The sequence below is a fragment of the Tumebacillus algifaecis genome (assembly GCF_002243515.1).
GTDB classification, from domain to species: domain Bacteria; phylum Bacillota; class Bacilli; order Tumebacillales; family Tumebacillaceae; genus Tumebacillus_A; species Tumebacillus_A algifaecis.
Genome location: NZ_CP022657.1, coordinates 2,553,328 through 2,575,472, shown reverse-complemented (window position 1 = coordinate 2,575,472; position 22,145 = coordinate 2,553,328). Strand labels below are relative to the sequence as shown.

Here is a 22,145-nt window from a genome sequence, read left to right as displayed (position 1 = left end):
TTGGCCATGACGGATGACATTCGTCTGAGGAACGGTGGAAATTGCTCGCTTCAAATCACGTGCAGAATGCGACTGCTGAAGGGTTAGGCAGTGGAGAGGGGCTACAACGAGGGAGTCTGTCTACCGCTTGCGGTGAAATCAAAATGTTTATCACAATGACCTCTGCGTCAAGACAAGAAAAGCCGAAACCTCCTTAAAAATGGGGTTTCGGCTTTCTTCTATTCGATGCAGATCTGAGATCTGAACAGGTTCGACCCGATTTGGATCTCAATCATTGCCTGTTTTATTTACATTTTGTAAATAATCAATCGCTTGGTTTAGAATGCTGATTAATTGATCAGACTGTTCTTTGCCTAAATGGTCGATCAGTCCAGTAAAAATGGCTCGGAATTCGGACATGGCTTCCTGGGCGATCTGCTCACCTTTTTCCGTCAAGGTGATTTCTGATATCCTACGATCGGTCGGATGGATGGAACGAAGAATATACCCGCCTTTGATCAAACTATTTATCATTTGGGTGACGGTTGGGGAGGTGACTTGCAAGATCTTGCTCAGTTCTGAAACCGAAATGCCCCTGTCCATTCCCTGATCATTTCGTTTTTTAATCGCGAGGAGGACACGTACTTCACTAGCTTTGAGACCCCATCTTGTTGACTTCCGCCAGTCTGCCTTCGCGAATCGAGAGAAAACTTCCATCAATTGAGCCGCATTTTCATTTGAATGGGCCACACATTTATTTGAATCACTGTTCATGTCATGTCACCGCCAGTCTGTGTTGCGATAATGGTGTACCTTCATGATAAGTAAAGGAAATGGAGTCGTCAACACAAGCCCTTTCAAGAAAAGGGGAAATAATGGTTGATTATTTGAGGGGAATCACATACTATTTATTTAGGTTGCCTACCTAAATATTGAGTCTGGAACTAAAGAAATGAGGAATCGGGATGGAGAGTTTATCGGAAAAACAAAAAGTTACCATCATGATTGCATTAATGGCCTCAATGTTCTTTGCAGCCATCAATCAGACGCTCGTCAGTACCGCGATGCCAAGGATCATCGCGATTTTGGGAGGAATGGAGTACTATTCCTGGGTGATCATGATTTATATGCTCACCTCTACTGTAGCGACCGTATTGGTCGGGAAGCTGTCCGATATTTATGGACGAAAGCCGTTTCTGCTGTTCGGTATCGTTGTGTTCATGTTGGGTTCGTTCCTGACGGGGTTATCAAATGATATTTTCCAAATGATCACCTATCGTGGGATTCAAGGTTTAGGCGGCGGGGTGCTCATGTCGGTTACGACCATGGCTGTAGGCGACCTGTTCGCGCCTCGTGAACGAGCGAAATGGACCGGACTCATGATGGCGATTTTCGGTTTTTCCAGCGTCATCGGGCCAACTTTAGGCGGAGTCATTATAGATTATATGGATTGGAAATGGTTGTACTGGATGTTCCTGCCGCTGGGCTTTGTCGCGATGATCATGATCTGGCGCATGTTCCCCAAGAAAGGGAACGTTCAAAATGAATCGATCGATTACGGGGGATCGTTCTTCTTATCCTTGGCCATTGTCTCACTGCTGTTAGGCTTTTCTTGGGCAGGCACGAAATATGCGTGGGCTTCGGCTGAAATCCTCGGTTTGTTTGGCGCAGCGGTCGTTTTTGCCGTCATCCTGATTTTGATCGAACGGAAAGTGAAAAGTCCAGTATTACCACTGTCATTATTTAGGAACGGCATTGTGACCATCTCCAACTCGGTTGGTTTTCTCATGAATGCAGGCATGATGGGAGCGATGGTTTACCTGCCTTTCTTTGTACAAGGCGTGGAAGGGTTAACCCCGACGCAATCTGGATTCGTAAATATGCCGATGTCGATAACGATGATCGTGCTTAGCGGATTGGTCGGCCGTTGGATGTCCAAATCGGGCAAATACAAACGCTACGCAATCACTGGGATTCTCTTCATGATCATCGGGATGCTGATGATGGTTTACATGAACAGCATTGTGATGGCAGTGGCAAGTATGTGCGTATTCGGCTTGGGCCTTGGCCTGAGCATGCCAGTCTTCACATTGACCGTTCAGAATGCGGTCCCGATGAATCAATTGGGAGTTGCAACCTCTACTGCCACCTTGTTCCGTAATTTGGGCGGGACGATCGGGATCGCGGTGCTTGGTTCTGTCATGAACGCTACACTCACCCGAAACTTAGAAAAATCAATGGCTGAAGGGGCGGGCGTGGACCTGTCGCAAGCAGATCCGCAGGTTGTTGAACGCTTGGCACCGTACCTCAATCCGCAAATCTTGCTCGACCAACCGAAACTTGAGTCGATGCAAGCAGCGATGCCACAAGAAATGCTCACTTTGTTTAATCAAATGATCAGCATGTTGCGTAGCGTATTAGCCGACACCTTATCCACCGTGTTTCTTTATGGATCGGGGTTGCTGGTGGTGGCGTTGCTCCTCGTGTTCTTCTTGAAAGAAATCCCGCTACGATCTTCGCAAAAAGGTTCGTCCGACTCTGATGTCGTGCAGATGAAAGGAAAAGAAATCGAAGCGAATTCGTAGGTTTTGAAGGAGAGTCCGTTTGTTTTTGAGCGCTTTCAACATCCTCTAAGTACCGTCGATCGTTGCAAATCGAAGGGTACGTGAGCAGAGCGATGCTGATAAGCGCTTTTTTTATGCTGAAAGTGAGGGCGGAGGGCATCGATGACAACCTTGCCGCAATCATGAATTATCATGGCAAGCCAGTGAAGGCCTCTAATGAAGATCTCGACGGCGCTCTGTGAATGGGAGACGGCCCTGCGGCACCTGCTGGACTGGTGAAGATCGGCAATATTGACAGCGTTGATCTGGCAAAGTTTAAGTGAACATTGACAAGCTCGCGCCACTTATCTCCCACGCATGGGCAATCGTTCATTATATTCTGGTGAAAAAGGGGGAAAGTGGATAAAGATAAAGAAAAGTTTAAATTCGAGCATTGCATTCGACAGCGTCTCGTTGATCGTTCATCTGTAGCATCGCTAAATCGTTCAACCTGATTGGCAGATGTATACTTTCCTGCTCGATTTTGCAGAAGCGTCCATGACCTATGTGGAACTGGATTGCAAAGCGAGGGCGATCCCCCCCTTGCTTTTGGAACTGGGATCTGGAGCTGGTGGGGGAAACTGCTTTGTTACTTTACCCGCCAGGCCTTGACGATTTTTGGGGGGCTGCTTGTACGCAGGTGTGTAGCGTTCCGGCCTACTCGCCTCGAGTAAACCACAACATGACGCGGCTACGTGAGTTCATCAAGGATTCACGCTCGAATTTGGTACTGTCCACAAAATTAGCACTGTCCAACAGACGAACAGATTGCAACGGTCAAACAGTATCTTCAGTTACAGACGGCACGCTTCGTTGGGTGAGAGAATAACAAATAGCCACTGATCGCTACTTTGCGGTTTTGTTTTATGTATTTCTACTTCGATATGCTGAACATAATAGATAATTACGGTGATTCTCAAAAACCGTTACGGGGCGTAAAAGGGAGGCATCACGTTTTACATGCAACGTTTCAGGCGAAAATGCGGGATCGCGTCCGAAATTCGGGGTTCGGACTCTGGTTTACACCTGCTGTGGAACTCGGAAATGACATGCCACCGCAGGAACTTACCGCTGTTGCCAAAGAACAGAGGGGTTAGGATCTATCGGGAGTCGTCGTTTTACGAGCAGCCGCCTACTGCGGAGCCCGCTCAAGTCCTCCTCTGTTTTGCCGGGCTAGGTGAGAGGCGGATTCGTGAAGGCATTCATCTTCTTTCCAAGGCTTGGTTCGAATGAAAATGAAGGAGGAATTCCATCATGATGCATACACCATTTACTCAGAAACTCCAAATTCGTCATCCGATCGTTCAAGCGCCTATGGCCGGTGGCCCAACAACCCCCGATTTGATCGCGGCCGTCTCTAACGCAGGTGGATTGGGCAATTTAGGCGCGGGATACCTCACGCCGCAACAAATTGGACAAGCGATTCGAGAGGTCAAGGAGCGGACGGATCATCCGTTTGGTGTAAATTTGTTTGTACCAGAGCCATTCATAGAATCCGCAGAAGAGATTCATCAGGTGACAAACCATCTCAATGCTTATCGTGTGCAGCTGGGTATTACGCAAAATCCTAATATCTCCAACTATGCAGAATCGTTTGAGGAGCAGGTCCAAGCGGTATTGGATGGGAAAGTGCCTGTATGCAGTTTTACGTTTGGTATCCCAGAATCACGGATCATTAAGGCTCTTAAGCAGCGAGGAACTCTGGTGATCGGGACGGCAACAACTGTTGAAGAAGCCATTCGACTGGAAGCGGCAGGAGTGGATGCTATTGTCGCCCAAGGAAGCGAAGCCGGAGGGCACAGAGGCGCTTTTCTGAACCAACCGATCGAACCGCTCGTTGGCACCATGGCGCTTGTTCCGCAGATGGTAGACGCTGTGTCGCTACCTGTAATTGCTGCTGGAGGCATTATGGATGGACGCGGACTCGCCGCAAGTCTGGCGTTAGGCGCGTCGGCTGTACAAATGGGAACAGCATTTTTGGCTTGCACCGAAAGTGGGGCGCACCCAGCATACAAGCAGAAGGTGCTTGTGGCACATGAGGACGAGACCGTTATAACCCATGTCTATTCGGGCAAAGCTGCGCGAGGCATCATCACAGATTTTGTGAAGGATATGGATCAATACTCCGGTGCGATTCCTCCTTATCCGATTCAAAATGCCCTGACACGCGACATTCGCCAGGCAGCCGCAAAAGCAAACAATCCGGAGTATATGTCCCTTTGGGCGGGACAAGGCGTCCGACAGGCTACGGACCGCTCCGCAGCCGAGATTGTTCAGCATACTGTTGAACAGGCGATTGCCGTTTTGAACCGTATGCCTTTGAATTCGTAAGATACGTATTGCATAAAACCAATCCGATGTTGGCTGTGACAATCACAAACCAAAGGAAAGCGGAAAACATGTTTTTGAGCCGATTTGCTTTTCTATTTACACCGTTGAACGAGACGAGTATCGATAAATAGGTATTCGTGCGACTGGTGAAACGGCAGGCTGGAGCCGGAGTTATTTCCAATTGCTGTTTGGGTTCGATTGACAGCTAAGTTTATCTTATAAGGGATGAACGGCTGCGTGTTACTCAACTGACGTTTACCTACGCCGAAGGAACTTCGTTACTAGTCGGTGTCATTTTGCGTACCCGCTGTAAAAATGGATCAATATTCCGTTGACTGCCGATGGGAAATTGGGCCGAAAAGTATTACTTTCCTTTTACAAGGAATCTCAGCAAGCCGGAAATCAGTTCCGGCTTTTTTTTCGTTGGAAAGAGTGACCTAAGACATTCACCATCCTGCAAGAGCCACATAGGCTTTACAACACTCTTGTCAAAGTGAGGTGGGAAGCAACGCATTTGTGCAAATCCAACAAAAGCGCGCACAAGCGAACCTTGCAACCGAGCCGATCGTGTTGCAAATGATTTTCAAAGGGAACCCGGGCACGAGAAAGACGACGCTCGCCCGCATTCTCGCAAAACTTCTGCGCGAGATGGGCGTGCTGTCCAAAGGGCATCTGGTCGAAGTGGAACGCGCCAATCTGGTCGGGGAGTACATCGGACACACGGCGCAAAAGACGCGAGACAATATCAAAAAAGCATTGGGCGGTATTATGTTTATCAATGAAGCGTAATCGCTAGCACGCGACGGTGAAAAAGATTTTGGGCAAGGGGCCATCGACACGATGGTCAAGACTAAGGTTTGAAAAATTATACCGATCAAAGGATGATTTCAACATGTCGAAGGTGCGTTGGGGTGGGACGGACTTCTGCTTACAAATTGGAAGGTCTTGTGCCGGATCTGTACAAGCTGGTGCTCATGTATTGTGGAGACCTATAAACTTTCGAAGCGCTCGGCAATATGACGGGGCACTCTTGGTGGACAATCAAGCAATTGTTTGTCGTGCATGGTGTTCCACGGATGAAAACGCATGATCGCGCATAGTACAGGCTTGGAAGCATCGGCAAAGCGCGGACGACCGCTCGTTTGGCGGCTTGTTTTATTTGCTGTGTGACGAAGTTGGTGCGATAGTCTGGGCCATGTCGTTACAGCAACTGGTCGATTTGATCCACGAAATTGTCGCAAAAGCAGAGAAAAAGCTTTCGGCTCTCATTCAGCGTCAACTCCAACAGTGGATTCCTTCTCTGCCCAATTACATCAAGGCTTATCTGCCTATTTCATGCTGCGAAAGTTGAGCTACGAATACTATGAAGGGATTGTGTTGTTTTCCTGAAAAGGAATATTTTATTTTTCGGAAGATACTTGTATAAAATTACAAGGTTGTATATAATAAATAGATTATAAATCACGAATAATAACTATTTTACGATAATGTTTTATCAACTGAATAATCTCGGTGGATTTCTATTGAAATGGTAGTAAATTTTAATCTAGACATATTTTATTTAAGTCAGAAAAATACGTTTCCACGAAGGGAGCAGTAACAATATGTCGGATAAACTACAGACAACTGCTCAGGTGACTGAACAGTTGATCTATTGGCAACAAAAATTAGGAGGAGATGTCGTGCGCCAACAACTTCAGACTGACTATCCACGCACGCATGGCAACCTTGAAAACTGGAATATGTTGAGCTATGAATTGACTCCAAATCTACTCGAATCTCTTTCCAGGTGCTGTAAGGACGTATGTGTTGACCGGCCTTTAATGTTCATGACCACCTTCTTTATCCTGTTACATCGATTGACTGACCACGATGATGTTTGGATTGGAACCCGCATTCGTCCGTCACGTGGTGCAGATGAACGATGGGAGAATGATGTGGTGTTGCGTACGGACTTGGGCGGAAACCTCAGTTTTTGTGAATCCCTAACCAGAGTTCGTGACACATGGGAAAAGGCAAGCGACCACGCTGATGTGTCGATTGAACAGATCAAGGAGATGTTGCAAAGCGAGGGAGCTCAGGGAGATGACCCGCTGTTTCAGATCATGTATCGATACCATTCAAATGATTGGGTAAACAACGAGAAGTTTACAAGTGATCTCGCACTGCACGTTGTGGAGCAAGGTAATACGCTCAAACTGTATTGGCAATACAATGGTTCTTTATACGAGGAGAGTACAATTAAAGGATTTGCGGAGCGGTATTGTAATCTCTTGCAGGATTTTGTAAACAATCCACAAGTAAAAATGTCAGAAATTTCAATCCTTACTGCCGATGAGCGCCGATTGTTGTTTGATGAATGGTTGCGTACAAGTGAGGACTTTCCAGCAGACAAGTGCTTTCACCAACTGTTCGAGGAACAGGCAGAACGAACTCCTGATGCAATCGCGGTTGAATTTAACGGTCAACGACTTACTTATCGCGAATTGGACGAGCGTTCAAATCGGTTAGCTCATTACTTGCGTGGTAAAGGGGTCAAGCCGGAAACATTGGTCGGTCTGTGCGTTGACCGTTCGATCGAATTAATCGTTGGTTTGCTCGGCATTTTAAAAGCGGGAGGTGCCTATGTACCGCTTGACCCGTCTTACCCAGTGGATCGCCTCTCCTTCATGTTGGCAGATACAACAGCACCTGTATTGATACTGCAGGAACAGTGGATTGGCCGTGTGCCTACTCAGGATATTGAAGTCGTGCGAATTGATGGGGATTGGAACCTGATTGAGAAAGAAAGCAGTGAGCGTTTGGTTCACCAATCAACCATCGACAACGTTGCCTATGTCATTTACACTTCGGGCTCTACAGGTCGTCCCAAAGGTGTTTTAGTCACCCATGCAGGCATTGGCAACTTGATGACTGAACAAGTGGCGAAATTGGAAATAGGTTCGGGATTCCGCGTCTTACAGTTTAACTCGATTAGTTTTGATGCATTTGTTTGGGAATTGACGTTAAGTTTGCTGACAGGTGCTACTTTATGCCTTACAGACCGAGAGACCTTGCTAGGACCCAACTTTGCCGGTTTATTAGATGAGAAACAGATCACAACCGTCACGGTGCCACCTACATTCTTGGCGATGCATGAGCCAAAGGAAATGAAATACCTTCGGCATTTAATTGTAGGCGGAGAGGCGTGTTCAAAAAATTTGGTGCAACGTTGGGGACGCGGTCAAAAGTTCTTTAATGTTTATGGCCCAACCGAGGCGACGGTGGCTTCAAACCTGTATCAATGCTCTGTTGAAGAAGAAACCAACCCAGCGATCGGTCGTCCAATACGCAATGTAGAGAGTTACGTTTTGGACAAATACATGCAACCAGTGCCTATTGGTGTACCAGGTGAACTGTATATAGGGGGAGTTGGTCTCGCCCGTGGATACTTACATCGACCTGATCTTACCCAGGAACGCTATATCGAGCATCCTTTCTCAGAGCAAACTGGTAAGCGTGTTTATAGAACAGGCGACTTGGTTCGTTGGAGAAAAGACGGCGAGATCGAATACATCGGTCGAATTGACAATCAAGTCAAGGTTCGTGGACATCGTATTGAACTTGGCGAGGTTGAAGCGGTGTTGGGAGACTGCCCCGCTGTCAGGGAAGCGGTTGTGATCCTACGTGAAGACCAGTTGGATGATCAACGTTTGGTCGCTTACTTTACAGTTGATAAACAGCTCGACGACGTGATGAATATTCGTCATTGGTTGAAAGGCAAACTGCCGCCTTACATGATGCCGTCTGCATTTGTTTGCCTCGATGCATTCCCGTTAAATCCGAACGGCAAGATCGAAAAAAGGTTGCTCCCACCACCGAACGTCGCTCAGCAAGTCGAGTGGGAAACGGGAAAATTCCGCGATTCCCTTGAAGAGGAGATTGCGAAGATTTGGTGTGAAATTTTGCAGGTGCAGCAAGTCAGTGCGGAAGATAACATCTTTGATCTGGGCGCACATTCGCTGTCTTTAACGCGAGTGGGTTCGCGTGTAAAAGAACTCTTCCAGATCGAGGTGCCAATCGGAATGCTGTTTAATGCGCCGACAATACCGGAGTTCGCAGACGTCGTTCGTGCCGCAGTTAAATCTGAAAAAGTGGAGTCGATGTTCGCCAGACGCGGCGAAAGTGCGCCGTTGTCCTTCGCTCAAGAACGGCTCTGGTTCCTCGATCAGTATCTTGAAGATCCATCGATCTACAACGTGCAGTTTGCGTTTCGTCTCGAAGGTGCATTGAATCGAGCGGCTCTCGAGAAAAGTTTGAATGAGATCATTCGGCGCCATGATGCGCTGCGTACCACATTTGCGAACGTTGACGGTGTGGCGATACAAGTTGTGGCACCAGCATTGCACTTGGTCTTGAGCGAAGTCGACTTCCAAGAGTGTTCGACAGATGTATTGGCAGAAGTGGAACGATTTACACAGCGCGAATGTGCGCGTGCTTTTGATTTGAAGCAAGGGCCGTTAGTACGTGGTTTCCTGATTCAATATGCAGAAACGGGACATTTCCTGGTCTTGATTATGCATCACATCATTTTTGATGGTTGGTCGCTGGGCCTGTTGGTTGAGGAACTGAAATCGCTCTACCAAGCGTTTGCGCATAATCAAGTCTCTCCTTTGCTAGAACTTCCGATCCAATATTCCGATTTTGCTGCTTGGCAACGGGAATGGATGCAAGGAGATGCACTTCAACAGCAGATGGACTACTGGAAGAAGCAACTAAGCGGGGAACTGCCTGTGTTGCTTTTGCCGACAGATCATCCACGTCCGAACATTCAAACCTATCGTGGTGGGCAACAGAAAATTCAATTGCCCGTTGCACTTGGTCAGGCATTGCAAGAACTGAGCCGAAGCGAAGGTGTCACCTTATTCATGACGTTGTTGACAGCCTTCAAGGTACTGCTGCACCGTTACACCGGGCAACACGACCTGCTCGTCGGCAGTCCGATCGCCAACCGAAATCGTCGGGAGATCGAAGAATTGATTGGGTTTTTTGTTAACACGCTGGTCCTGCGTACGGAGCTGTCGGAGCAACTGAGCTTCCGAGAACTGTTGCATCGTGTGCGTGAGGTCACAATCGAGGCGTATGCACATCAAGATGTTCCGTTTGAAAAATTGGTCGAAGAGTTAAGTCCTGATCGCAGTCTTGGTTATTCCCCACTGTTTCAAATCATGTTCGTATTGCAAAATGCCTCGGGTGATGGATTGGGTCAGTTCCAAATGGATGACTTGCAAATGCAAGCCTATGAATTTGATCGGGGCATGACGATGTTTGATTTAACCATGCAAGTTCATGAAATGAGCGATCGTCTGCACGTATCGATCGAATACAATCGAGATTTATTTGAAGGTGCAACAATTAAGCGCATGCTAGAACATTTCCAACAGGTGCTCGAATCGGCCGTTAGCGAACCTGATCAGCAAGTTGTTCAATTGCCAATGTTGTCACCAGCCGAGCGGAACCAACTTTTTCAAGAATGGAACTGTGAGGTGCTCGACTATCCGGCAAAGACGTTCCAGGAACTGTTTGAATCGCAAGTGGAGCTAAGGCAGGATGCGGTGGCGATTGAGTTTACAGATGGTCAGATGACATACTGCGAATTGGATGTGCGATCGAATCAATTGGCTAGATATCTTCGCGAGCAGGGAGTCGGAGTGGAAACATTGGTCGGTCTTAGCTTTGATCGTTCGCCTTCGATGATCGTTGGTGTGCTCGGCATCTTGAAAGCAGGTGGTGCGTATGTACCGCTTGATCCGAACTATCCAACTGATCGCCTGGCGTACATGATGGAAGACTCGCAAGTTTCTGTGTTGGTCACAGAAGAGAAGTGGCTCCATTCATTACCGACTCATTCAGCAAGAACGATCTTGCTGGACTCGGATTGGGAGCAGATCGCTGAGCAGAACACGGAACGGTTGCAGTATGAAACACAACTCGACCATGCGGCGTATGTCATCTACACATCGGGTTCAACCGGTCGACCAAAAGGCGTCGTGGTCACTCATTCGGGGATCGGCAACTTGATGACCGAACATAAGCGCAGTTTTGGAGTGCAGGCGGGAGACCGTGTCTTGCAGTTTAGCTCGATCAGCTTCGATGCGTTTGTATGGGAACTGGTGATGACGCTGTTAACGGGTGCCACCTTGTATCTGACCGATCGAGAGTCGTTGCTGGGAGCCAATTTCGTTGACATGTTACGGGAGAAGAAGATCACAGCGGCATTGTTGCCTCCGTCGTTCTTGGCGATGCAAACGCCACAGGAGTTGCCAGACTTGCGCAATTTGATCGTCGGGGGAGAGGCTTGCACACAAGACCTGGTCAAACGCTGGGGGGAGGGCCGGAACCTCTTCAACGCATATGGTCCGACCGAATCGACAGTATGCGCGACATTGTATTTCTGCAACCCGCAAGAGGAGAGCCATCCACCAATCGGCAAGCCGATCATGAACACGCAGGTATACGTGCTCGATCAGAATCTGCAGCCGGTTCCAGTCGGCGTGCCAGGGGAGTTGTATCTAGGGGGTGTTGCGCTCGCACGCGGGTATTTGAATCAACCGGAACTGACGTCAGAGCGTTTCATCTCACATCCCTTCTCGGAGGAACAAGCGGCGCGTTTGTATAAGACGGGTGACTTGGTGCGCTGGAACAAAGCCGGAGTGATTGAATACTTGGGCAGAGCTGACAACCAAGTGAAAATCCGTGGTCACCGGATTGAATTGGAAGAGATTGAAGCCGCCTTGAGCCTTTGTGCAGGAGTCCGCCATGCGGTCGTGATCGTGCGTGAAGATGGAGACAAGCGTCTGGTCGCATACGTTACAGGTGAAGTAACGGCTCATGAGGTACGCCACAGGCTCAAAGAGCACATGCCAGAGTATATGATACCGTCGCCGATTGTAGTGTTGGAAGCTATGCCTTTGACTCCGAACGGGAAGGTGGATCGCCAAGCATTGCCAGTTCCAGTACTGGAACTGGAGACGGCTACTGATGAAGCGTATTTGCCACCAGTTACGGAATTGGAAATTACGGTTTCCGAAATTTGGGCAAATGTGTTGAATGTAGCGCATATAAGCCGCAACCACAATTTCTTTGCATTAGGTGGACATTCGTTGCTGGCAACACAAGTCGTTTCCCGCATACTGGAAGTTCTGAATTGGAACATCCCAGTTCGCCTCCTGTTTGAAGCGGATACTCTCGCTGCGTTCTGTATCAAGTGTGAACAACTGCACCTTGAAGTTGAGTTGTCTATGTTACCGGTTCTACAGGCAGTAGAGTCAAGGGAGCAACTGCCATTATCTTTTGCTCAGCAAAGCCTCTGGTTCATCGATCAATTCTTGTCCGATCGTTTCGTTTATAACATGCCAGTGCTCTATCAATTGAATGGCAGGCTGGATACTTCGGTGTTAGAGTGTGCGCTGAATGAAATTGTTCGACGTCACGAGATATTGCGTACTGTCTTTGTCGAAGTCGATGGCATCGCCAAACAAGTGATCTTGCCAGAACTGGGCCTGAACATGACATGTACAGATTTGAGCGATATAACCGATCCAGAGCAACGTCAAGAACAATTGCAGCAGATGCTCGCCACGGGAGTTTATCATGAGTTTGACCTGCGCAACGCACCGTTGTTTGCCGTTTCCTTGGTCAAAATAGGCGAAGAAGAACATGTGCTGTTACTGAACATGCACCATATCGTATCTGACGGTTGGTCGATTGGGGTACTGATGGAAGAGCTACATGTTTTGTATGAAGCATTCTCCCAAGGTCATCCTTCTCCATTCGTACAGTTGGAAGTTCAGTACGCGGACTTTGCTGTATGGCAACGTGAGTGGCTGCAAGGAAACATAAAGGAAGAGCAGATGACCTATTGGAAGCAGAAATTAGGCGGAGAACTGCCGATCTTGCAACTTCCGACAGATCATCCTCGACCAGCCGAGCAAACCTACCGCGGGTCTCGGGAAACGATCATGCTTTCCAAAGAGATCACCGAGGGTTTAAAAGCAATCGGAACACGTGAGGGTGTTACGTTGTATATGACGCTGTTGGCGGCATTTAAAACGTGGCTCTTCCGTTATACGGGAGTAGAGGACATTTTGGTCGGTAGCCCGGTTGCTAACCGCAGATTCCCCGAGTTGGAAAAGTTGATCGGTTACTTTATCAATACACTCGTGTTGCGCACTGATCTGTCAGGCGATCTTACATTCAACGAATTGTTAGGGCGCACCCGTGAGACTGTTTTAGCAGCTTACACGCATCAAGACGTTCCGTTTGAACAATTGGTTGACGAGCTGAGTCCTGAACGAAACACAGGTTATTCACCACTGTTCCAAGTGATGTTTGTGTTACAAAACGCACATGGTGATAGGCAACAAATCGGTCACGTAAAAATTCGCCCATTGCCTGTAGAAATGGACATCGCCAAGTTCGACCTGACGTTGTCGATGCGTGAACATGAGGGAGGATTGGCGGCGGAATTTGAATATAACAGCGATTTGTTCGACCGTGAAACGATTCTCCGATGGGCTCGACATTTCGAAGCATTGCTCGTTGGTGTGACAGCCAATCCAAATGCTGAATTGTCAAGGTTACCATTGCTCCTAGAAGCAGAAATGCAGGAAATGTTGACACAAGGCAAAGGTCAATGGCAAGAGTTTGAGCGGGATTTATGTATACATCAGTGGTTTGAAGCACAGGTCGTGCAAACTCCTGATGCTGAGGCAGTGGTGATGGAAGACCAGCGCCTGACGTACCGTGAAGTAAATGAGCAAGCAAACAGACTGGCTCACTATTTATGCGCATTTGGCGTTGGTCCAGAAGTGAAAGTCGGAATCAGCTTAGATCGATCGATCGAAATCGTGATCGCCATTCTCGGGACGTTGAAGGCGGGAGGCGCCTATGTGCCACTCGACCCCAACTATCCACAGGACCGAGTCAAGTATGCGCTTGAGGACTCTCAAGTCGCCGTCTTGCTGACACAAGAGCACTTGTTAAACAAATTGCCGGAGCATCAGGTTCCAGTGATTTGCCTTGACCGTGATGCTGATGTCATCGGCCGTCAGAAGTCGGACAACTTGCCGTGTGAAGCGAACGCTGACAGCCTAGCCTACGTCATCTACACGTCCGGTTCGACGGGTAAGCCCAAGGGTGTTTTGATTCCACATGGGAACGTAATCCGCTTATTAAAAGCAACGGAGCAGTGGTATGGATTTAATGAACGGGATGTTTGGACGTTGTTCCACTCCTATGCGTTTGACTTCTCAGTGTGGGAAATCTGGGGCGCGCTGCTCTACGGCGGTCGACTGGTCGTCGTGCCGTATTGGGTCAGCCGTTCTCCGGAGGACTTCCTAGACCTGTTGGTCAGTGAACAGGTGACAGTGCTCAACCAAACACCGTCTGCATTCCGCCAACTGATCCAAGCGGAGGAACGAAAAGGGGAAGCAGCCCAACCATTGGCACTGCGTTATGTGATTTTCGGTGGTGAAGCACTGGAATTGCAAAGTTTGAAACCGTGGTTCGAGCGTCATGGCGATGAACGGCCGAAATTGCTCAACATGTACGGGATCACGGAAACAACCGTTCACGTCACGTATCGTCCGATCCGTTGGGTGGACGTAGCAAGTGGAACGGGCAGCGTGATCGGTGTTCCGATCCCGGACTTGCAGGTCTTTGTGCTCGATCAATATCTCCAACCCGTACCAATCGGCGTGTGTGGGGAGATGTATGTCGGCGGTGCAGGTGTCGCCCGTGGTTATCTGAATCGTCCGGAACTCACCAATGAACGTTTCATTCAAAATCCATTCTCGACCGACCCGGATGCACGTCTCTATAAAACAGGGGACTTGGCACGTTACTTGCCGGACGGGGACCTAGAGTATTTGGGACGCATCGACCATCAAGTTAAGGTTCGTGGATTCCGGATTGAGCTTGGCGAAATCGAGTCCAGCCTCGTCGAGCATCCGCACGTACACGAAGCCGTAGTGCTGGTTCGGGAAAACACGGATGGCGAGAAGCGTTTAATCGGCTACGTAGTGACGGATGTTGATCAGCAACTAACTCCGCGTGAACTTCGAGAGTACTTGTTGCAGAATTTACCTGAGTTCATGATCCCAGCCGCATTTGTTATCCTCAAGTCTTTGCCGCTGACTGCAAACGGCAAGGTCGATCACCGTGCATTGCCGTCACCTGAAGAGAACCGTCCCGAACAGATGCGTACTTATACAGCACCTCGCAATGAAGCCGAGGAAAAGTTGGTGGGCGTTCTCACAAAGGTCTTGAAAGTGGAACGTATTGGCATTCAAGATAACTACTTTGAGTTAGGCGGCGACTCAATTCTGAGCATTCAGGTACTCGCTGAGGCACGAAAGCAAGGCATCCAGTTCACCTTGCAAGATTTGTTCCGTCACCAGTCGATTTATGAATTGACAGAATCGGGTGTCCTGATCTCAGTGGATCGTGAAATGGAAAAACAGGCACCATTTTCGCTGATCACCGAAGCAGAACGTACGCAGTTGCCAGCCAATCTGGAGGATGCATACCCACTGACCCAACTGCAATTGGGCATGTTGTTCCACAGCGAAAAAGAAGCTCAGCAAGCAATTTATCACAATGTGTCACTTCATCATCTGCGCGCACCATTTGATCAAGATTCGATGGAGCAAGCGTTAGCGGTACTGGCGTCTCGTCACTCAATCTTGCGTACTTCGTTTGCATTGACTGGTTATCGCGAACCCTTGCAATTGGTACATCGTCATGTGGAAATTCCATTTGAAGTATACGATCTGCGTGATCTGCCAGCAGGTGAACGAGAACAAGCGCTGGATCGTTGGTTCGATGCAGAATTGAAACGTCCGTTTGATTGGAAATGTCCGCCGATGCTTCGTGTCAGTATGCATCGAATGGATGAGGAGACTTTTCAATTTGGTTTGACGGAGCATCACGCAATTTTGGATGGATGGTCGGTTGCTTCGTTGCTCACAGAAATTTTTGTAACCTACATGTCTTTTGTAAAAGGTGAGACACCAGATTCGGGAGCTCTGCAGTCGCAGTTCCACAAGTACGTCAAATTGGAGCAGACTGCGCTAGGATCGGAAGAAACAAAAGCGTATTGGCAGCAAACGCTACAAGGCTTCACGTTTACTCAACTTCCGCGAATCGAAGGAAGAGATCGCACGAAGCCATCCCAGATGCATTTGACTCGAGTCGAAGTGCCGAGTGAGGTATCCCATGGCTTAAAACTGATGGCGCAACAGGTGAATGTACCACTAAAGAGTGTTCTTTTGGCTGCACACATTCGCGTGTTGAACGTGTTGGGGGCTCAATCAGATGTGTTGACTGGTTTTGTCACCAACGGTCGGATCGAGGAAGTGGATGGTGAGCGAGTGCTTGGCCTGTTTTTGAACACGTTGCCATTGCGACTGGAGTTAGCAGGGGGGACCTGGCAGGAACTGGTTCAAACGGTATTTGCCACCGAACGTGAACTTTTGCCACACCGTCGTTATCCAATGGCGCAAATTCAGCAGGATTTAGGTGGGCAACAGTTGTTCGAGACTGCGTTTAACTACACGCATTTCCACGTTTATGAAACGCTGTCGGGCATTCCAGAAGTGGAAATCCTCGGTGAGAGATCGATTGCGGATTCGAGTTTTGTGTTTGCCGTCGAGTTCGGATTGGATTCACAAAGTGCGGAAGTGCAACTGTATCTGCGTTGGAATGAAGCGGATTTGACTCCTGAGCAGGCAGCGAGATTCGGATCATACTACCAGAATGTATTGGAACAAATAGCTTCGGACCCATCAGGTCGCTACGAAATCCACTCGGTCATCTCGGCGGATGAGCAGTATCAAATACTGGTGGAATGGAATGAAACTTCAGTTGAATATCCGAAAGTTGAACTCTTACACCATCTGTTTGAACAACAGGTGGAAAGAACGCCTGATGAACTGGCCGTTTCGTTTGAGGGCTGTGAAGGCATGACGTATCGCCAACTGAATGAGCAGAGCAATCGGCTGGCACACCATCTGCAAAAGCAGGGTGTCGGACCGAATGTACTGGTCGGTGTCTGCATGGAACGCTCATTGGAAATGGTGATCAGCCTCTATGCAATCTTGAAATCGGGTGGCGCGTATTTGCCGCTGGACCCGTTCCTGCCAGCAGAGCGATTAGCTTTCATGTTAGAAGAGGCACAAGTCTCTGTCTTGTTGAGTCAATCGCATTTGCATGACAAACTGCCAGCATACAGCGCAGAAGTGATGCACCTTGATCTGGAAGCCACATGGGCGAAGTTAGCCGATGAGAGTGTTGACAATCTTGTGACTGCAACGATGTCGAAGGATACCGCTTATGTGATTTACACATCGGGATCAACAGGAAAGCCAAAAGGCGTCATGGTACCACATCGAGGGATCATCAACCGCCTGTTATGGATGCAAGAGGAATACAAACTCACCACTGAGGACCGGGTGTTGCAGAAAACACCATTTACGTTTGACGTTTCAGTATGGGAATTCTTCTGGCCGTTGTTCGTTGGAGCATGTCTGATTGTGGCGAAACCGGAAGGTCATAAAGACAGCGAGTATTTGGTCGAACTGATTCGAGAACAGGGGATTACAACCTTGCATTTCGTTCCTTCCATGTTGCAGATCTTCGTGGAAGAATCGCAGGTTCAGACTTGCACGTCGCTTCGCCTCGTATTCTGCAGTGGTGAAGCGCTGCCGTTCGAACTGCAAGAACGTTTCTTTGAAATCAGTCAAGCGCAACTTCACAATCTCTATGGACCGACAGAGGCTTCCGTCGATGTCACCTACTGGGCTTGTGAACCAAACAGTGACCGCAAATTTGTGCCAATCGGTCGGCCGGTTGCCAACACCACCTTGTACATTCTGGATCCGTTCCTGCAACCAGTACCAGCAGGTGTGGCGGGTGAATTGCATATTAGCGGTATTCAGGTAGCAAATGGTTATTACAAGCGTCCAGAACTGACTGCCGAGAGGTTTATCGCAGATCCTTTCTCCGCGATGCCGGGGGTAGCGATGTATAAAACTGGTGACTTGGCAAAATGGCTGCCAGACGGAACGATTCAGTATTTGGGTCGAATCGACAACCAAGTGAAGATCCGCGGTTTGCGGATCGAATTGGGTGAGATCGAAGCGGTGCTGGGCAGTTGTTCCGGCGTGCGGGAAGCGGTTGTCACCGTTTGGGAGGTTGTACCGGGTGATCAGCGTCTCGTAGCGTATTTGACAGCAGATGAGCAAGAAACTGTAACTGACTTGGAATTGCGTCAACAGTTAAAAGCGCAATTGCCAGACTACATGGTACCGTCGATCTTTTTCTGGCTGGAAGCGATGCCTCTGTCGCCAAATGGCAAGGTCGACCGCCGTGCTTTGCCAGCACCTGTATCGGATCTCATTCCGGCGATGAACGAGTATGAGGCACCGCACAATGAAACGGAGGAGTTGTTGGCTGGCATTTGGCAACAAGTCTTGAGTAGAGAAGGTGTCGGCCGGAATGACCATTTCTTTGAACTCGGTGGTCACTCTCTGCTGGCGATGCAGGTCCTTTATAAGCTGCGGGAGATCTACAGCCTGCCGCTCCCGATCGGCTTGATGTTTGAAAAACCGACTCCGGCGCTGCTCGCCGCCGAAGTGGAACGGCTCATCGCGGAGTCGGCCCAGCAAATCGAACAACCGATGAAACGGCAGACAGATGGGGAAAACGCGCTTCGGCTGCTCGAGGAGCTGGAGTTAACGGATGAAGAGGTGGAGCTGCTGCTCCAAAAAGCGTTACTGGAAGCGGAGGATGCACAATGAGTTCGAACATCAAACAACTGGATCAAATGACGCCGGAAGAAAAGAGAGCGATGCTGGCTCAGTTGATGCAAAAGAAAAACGGCGATGTGAAAACCGCCCCTGTCTCTTTTGCTCAACAGCGCTTGTGGTTTGTCGAGCAGCTGTACCAAGATAGCCCGATGAACAACGTTCCGCTGGTGCTTCGCCTGCGCGGCTTCCTCGACCTGAAGGCGTTGGAATGGTCGTTGCAGGAAATCGTGAACAGGCAGGCGGTGTTCCGCACCACGTTTGCTGCCGTCGAGGGGCGGCCCGTCCAGCGGATTCATCCGCCCAAACCGTTTGCCCTGCCGCTGATCGACTTGAGCGGTCTGCCCGAGGGGGAGCGGGAGGCGGAAGCGGAGCGACTGATGACCGAAGAGGCGGCGCGCACCTTCGACCTCGGCCGTGACCTGCTGTTTCGCGCTTCGGTCATTCGCGAGGAGGACGAGGAGCACCGGCTGATGCTGACCATGCATCACATCGCCACTGACGGCTGGTCGCGCGGGGTGCTGTTGAAGGAACTGATCCATTTTTACCGGGCCCGCACGCAGGGGGTAGAGGTGCAATTGCCAGAGCTTGAGGTCAGCTACGTCGACTTTGCGGTCTGGCAGCGTGATCATTTAAAAGACGATCACCTGTACGGCATGCTCGGGTACTGGAAGGATCATCTCGCCGGTGCTCCGGCCCTGCTCGACCTGCCGCTCGACCGCCCCCGTCCCGGCAAAGAGAGCTTTTCCGGCGGTCAGGTGCGGATGCAGGGTTCTGCTGGCCTTCTGCAGCGGCTGAAGGAGCTGAGCCGCAGGGAAGAAGCCACGCTGTTCATGACGCTGCTCGCAGCCTACTATACGCTTCTTTGCCGCTACAACCGTCAGGAGAGCATCGTGATCGGCACACCGGTTGCCAACCGCACCCGACAGGAGCAAGAAGGGCTGATCGGCTTTTTTGTCAACATGCTGCCGCTGCACCTCGATCTGTCGGGCGACCCGACCTTTTGCGAGCTGCTGCAGCGCACGAAAAAGGCGGCGCTCGGTGCGTTTGCGCATCAAGACCTTCCGTTTGAGCGGCTGGTCGAAGAGCTGGACGTCGAGCGCAACCTGAACCAGTCTCCGCTGTTCCAGACCACGTTCACGCTGCAAAACGCGCCGTCCACAGCGCTGGAACTGCCCGGCTTGGTGCTGGACGTGTTCGAGCAGACCAACGGCACCGCCAAATTTGACCTCTCGCTGTTTCTATGGGAAGCAGACGGGGGACTGGCCGGCGGATTTGAATACAAGACCGACCTGTTTGAGGCAGGCACGGTCGAACGGTTGTCCCATCATTATTTGACGCTTTTGGAAAGCATCGTCAATGCGCCGGACAGCAGAATCTCGGAGCTTCCGATCATGACGGCACAAGAGCGAGCGCATCTGGTGCAGTTGGGCGAAACGGAGACGGTATCGGTGCGCGACGAGCTGTTACATCAATTGTTTGAAGAGCAGGTCCTGCGCACCCCCGATCATCCAGCACTTGTGTTCGAAGGCCGGACGATGTCCTATCGAGAGCTGAACGAACGGGCGAACCGAGTGGCTCATCACCTAAAAGCGCAGGGGCTGGGCCGCTGTCAACTGGCCGCCATCTTCATGGAACGCTCTTTTGAGATGGTGGTGGCGGTGTTTGGCGTGTTGAAAGCGGGTGCGGCGTATCTTCCCCTCGATCCCGATTACCCGGCGGAGCGTCTGCAGTTCATGCTGGATGACTCCGAAGCTCGCTTTGTGTTGACGATGGAAGCACTGGCCGGGAACATGCCTGCAAACCAAGCGAAATTGCTCTGCCTCGACCGCGACTGGGCGGAGATTGCCCGCTCGAACGCAGACAACCCCGAGGGTGGGGCACTGCCTTCCGATCCGGCGTACGTCATCTACACGTCGGGCTCCACCGGCCGTCCGAAAGGTGTCGTCACTGCGCATCGGGGCATCTGCAACACGATCCGCTGGTACCATGATGATTTCCCGATGACGACGGAGGATGCACAGGTGCTGAAGTCGCCGTTTAGCTTCGACGCTTCTGTGACGGAGTTTTTCGTTCCGCTGTCCTTAGGCGCGCGCATCGTCATCGCCCGTCAAGGGGCGCATCGCGACCCCGGCTATCTGGCTGGCTTGATGGCTCATGAGCAGGTGACGGTGATCCAAGTGGTGCCGACCCAGTTGCAAATGCTGCTCGATGAGCCGCGATTTGCAGAGTGCGTGCACCTGCGTCAGGTCTACTGCGGGGCGGAACTGATGACAACCAGCCTACTGGAGCGGTTTCATGTTGCATCGGAAGCCGATCTGATCAACATGTACGGGCCGACTGAAGTATCGGTCGAGTGCACCTATTGGTTTTGCGAGCGCGGCGATGAGCGCCACGCCATCCCGATCGGACGGCCGATTCCGCGCATGCATCTCTACGTGCTGGACGAGCGCCTGGAACCTGTGCCAATCGGCGCGGTCGGCGAGATTTACATCGGTGGGATCGGGGTTGGTCTCGGCTATCTAAACCGGCCGGAATTGACGGCGGAGCGCTTTCTGCAAAGCCCTTTTGCCGCAGCCGGAAGCGGGGAGCGGCTATACAAGACAGGCGACTTGGCGCGCTGGAATGCGGAAGGGGCGCTGGAGATCATCGGTCGCGCCGACCATCAGGTGAAAATTCGCGGACACCGCGTCGAATTGAGCGAGATTGAAAATCTGGTCCATGAGGCGGACGGCGTGCGCAACGCGGTCGCTCTGGCGCGGGAAGTGGAAGGCGACACGAGGCTGATCGTCTATATCACGCTCGACAAGAACATCGCCAATCCGTTCGAAGCAGAAGCGCCTGGCGAAGAGACGCCGGCTCGCCAATTGGCTTTGTCCCTGCAACAGCGTTTCAAAGAGCTGCTCCCGGCCTTTATGGTTCCTTCCGCTGTTATCCCACTCGAGGAGATGCCGCTGTTGCCGAGCGGAAAAATCAACCACAATCAGTTGCCGGAACCGAAGATCGAGCGCAACACGCACATTGAATTTGTCATGCCGCAAAGCGAATCGGAGGTCTTGATTGCCGCGATCTGGCGTGAAGTGTTGAAGGTGGACCAGGTTGGCCTGCATGACAACTTTTTTGATCTGGGCGGGCATTCACTGCTGGTGATCCAAGTGCACACCAAGCTGTGCCGGGAATTGAACAGGGACATCGCGCTGGTCGAGATGTTTCAGCACCCGACCGTCTATGCGCTGGCCAAACTGCTTAGCGCTCCGGAAAATCACGACAGCCGTGACAGCCTGTCCATGCAACAGGCGGAACTGGCGGCGGAAGCGCGGAGCGACGCGATGCAGCGGCGGAAAGAAGGCCGACAGCAACGCCGCGATGCCAGACAATAAGGAGGAAC

Annotated in this window: 5 protein-coding genes and 2 pseudogenes; 6 read left to right on the top strand and 1 reads right to left on the bottom strand. The window is 50.4% G+C overall.

Annotated features, from left to right (window positions below; translation table 11 throughout):
* Positions 1–267: 267 nt before the first annotated feature.
* The gene (locus CIG75_RS10675; protein WP_094236655.1) at positions 268–753 is read right to left on the bottom strand and encodes a MarR family winged helix-turn-helix transcriptional regulator; all 486 of its coding nucleotides are present in this window, start codon (positions 751–753) and stop codon (positions 268–270) included.
* 191 nt (positions 754–944) lie between these two features.
* Here CIG75_RS10675 and CIG75_RS10670 point away from each other — a divergent pair, with 191 nt between their 5' ends.
* The 6 genes and pseudogenes from CIG75_RS10670 (at position 945) to CIG75_RS10640 (ending at position 22,137) form a co-directional block, all read left to right on the top strand.
* Entirely contained in the window at positions 945–2,564 is a 1,620-nt protein-coding gene (locus CIG75_RS10670) for an MDR family MFS transporter (protein ID WP_094236654.1), read from the top strand.
* Between the two features lie 1,272 nt (positions 2,565–3,836).
* Positions 3,837–4,913, top strand: coding sequence for an NAD(P)H-dependent flavin oxidoreductase (locus CIG75_RS10660; RefSeq protein ID WP_094236652.1), 1,077 nt, complete (start codon positions 3,837–3,839; stop codon positions 4,911–4,913).
* 558 nt (positions 4,914–5,471) lie between these two features.
* Positions 5,472–5,762 (top strand): annotated as a pseudogene (locus tag CIG75_RS10655) (AAA family ATPase); the annotation flags it as partial.
* A gap of 247 nt (positions 5,763–6,009) precedes the next feature.
* Positions 6,010–6,264 (top strand): annotated as a pseudogene (locus CIG75_RS21690) (IS4 family transposase); the annotation flags it as partial.
* A 253-nt stretch (positions 6,265–6,517) separates the two neighbouring features.
* The gene (locus CIG75_RS10645) at positions 6,518–18,751 is read left to right on the top strand and encodes a non-ribosomal peptide synthetase (RefSeq protein WP_094236651.1); all 12,234 of its coding nucleotides are present in this window, start codon (positions 6,518–6,520) and stop codon (positions 18,749–18,751) included.
* Positions 18,748–22,137 (top strand): non-ribosomal peptide synthetase, encoded by a 3,390-nt coding sequence (locus CIG75_RS10640; protein WP_094236650.1) that lies wholly within the window; start codon positions 18,748–18,750, stop codon positions 22,135–22,137. The genes CIG75_RS10645 and CIG75_RS10640 overlap by 4 nt, the downstream gene beginning before the upstream one ends.
* Positions 22,138–22,145 lie beyond the last annotated feature (8 nt).

Bases quoted from the DNA above. Each gene is read 5' to 3' on its own strand.
- CIG75_RS10660 (WP_094236652.1), top strand. From the start codon at position 3,837: ATGATGCATACACCATTTACTCAGAAACTCCAAATTCGTCATCCGATC.
- CIG75_RS10645 (WP_094236651.1), top strand. From the start codon at position 6,518: ATGTCGGATAAACTACAGACAACTGCTCAGGTGACTGAACAGTTGATC.
- CIG75_RS10675 (WP_094236655.1), bottom strand. From the start codon at position 753: ATGAACAGTGATTCAAATAAATGTGTGGCCCATTCAAATGAAAATGCG.
- CIG75_RS10670 (WP_094236654.1), top strand. From the start codon at position 945: ATGGAGAGTTTATCGGAAAAACAAAAAGTTACCATCATGATTGCATTA.
- CIG75_RS10640 (WP_094236650.1), top strand. From the start codon at position 18,748: ATGAGTTCGAACATCAAACAACTGGATCAAATGACGCCGGAAGAAAAG.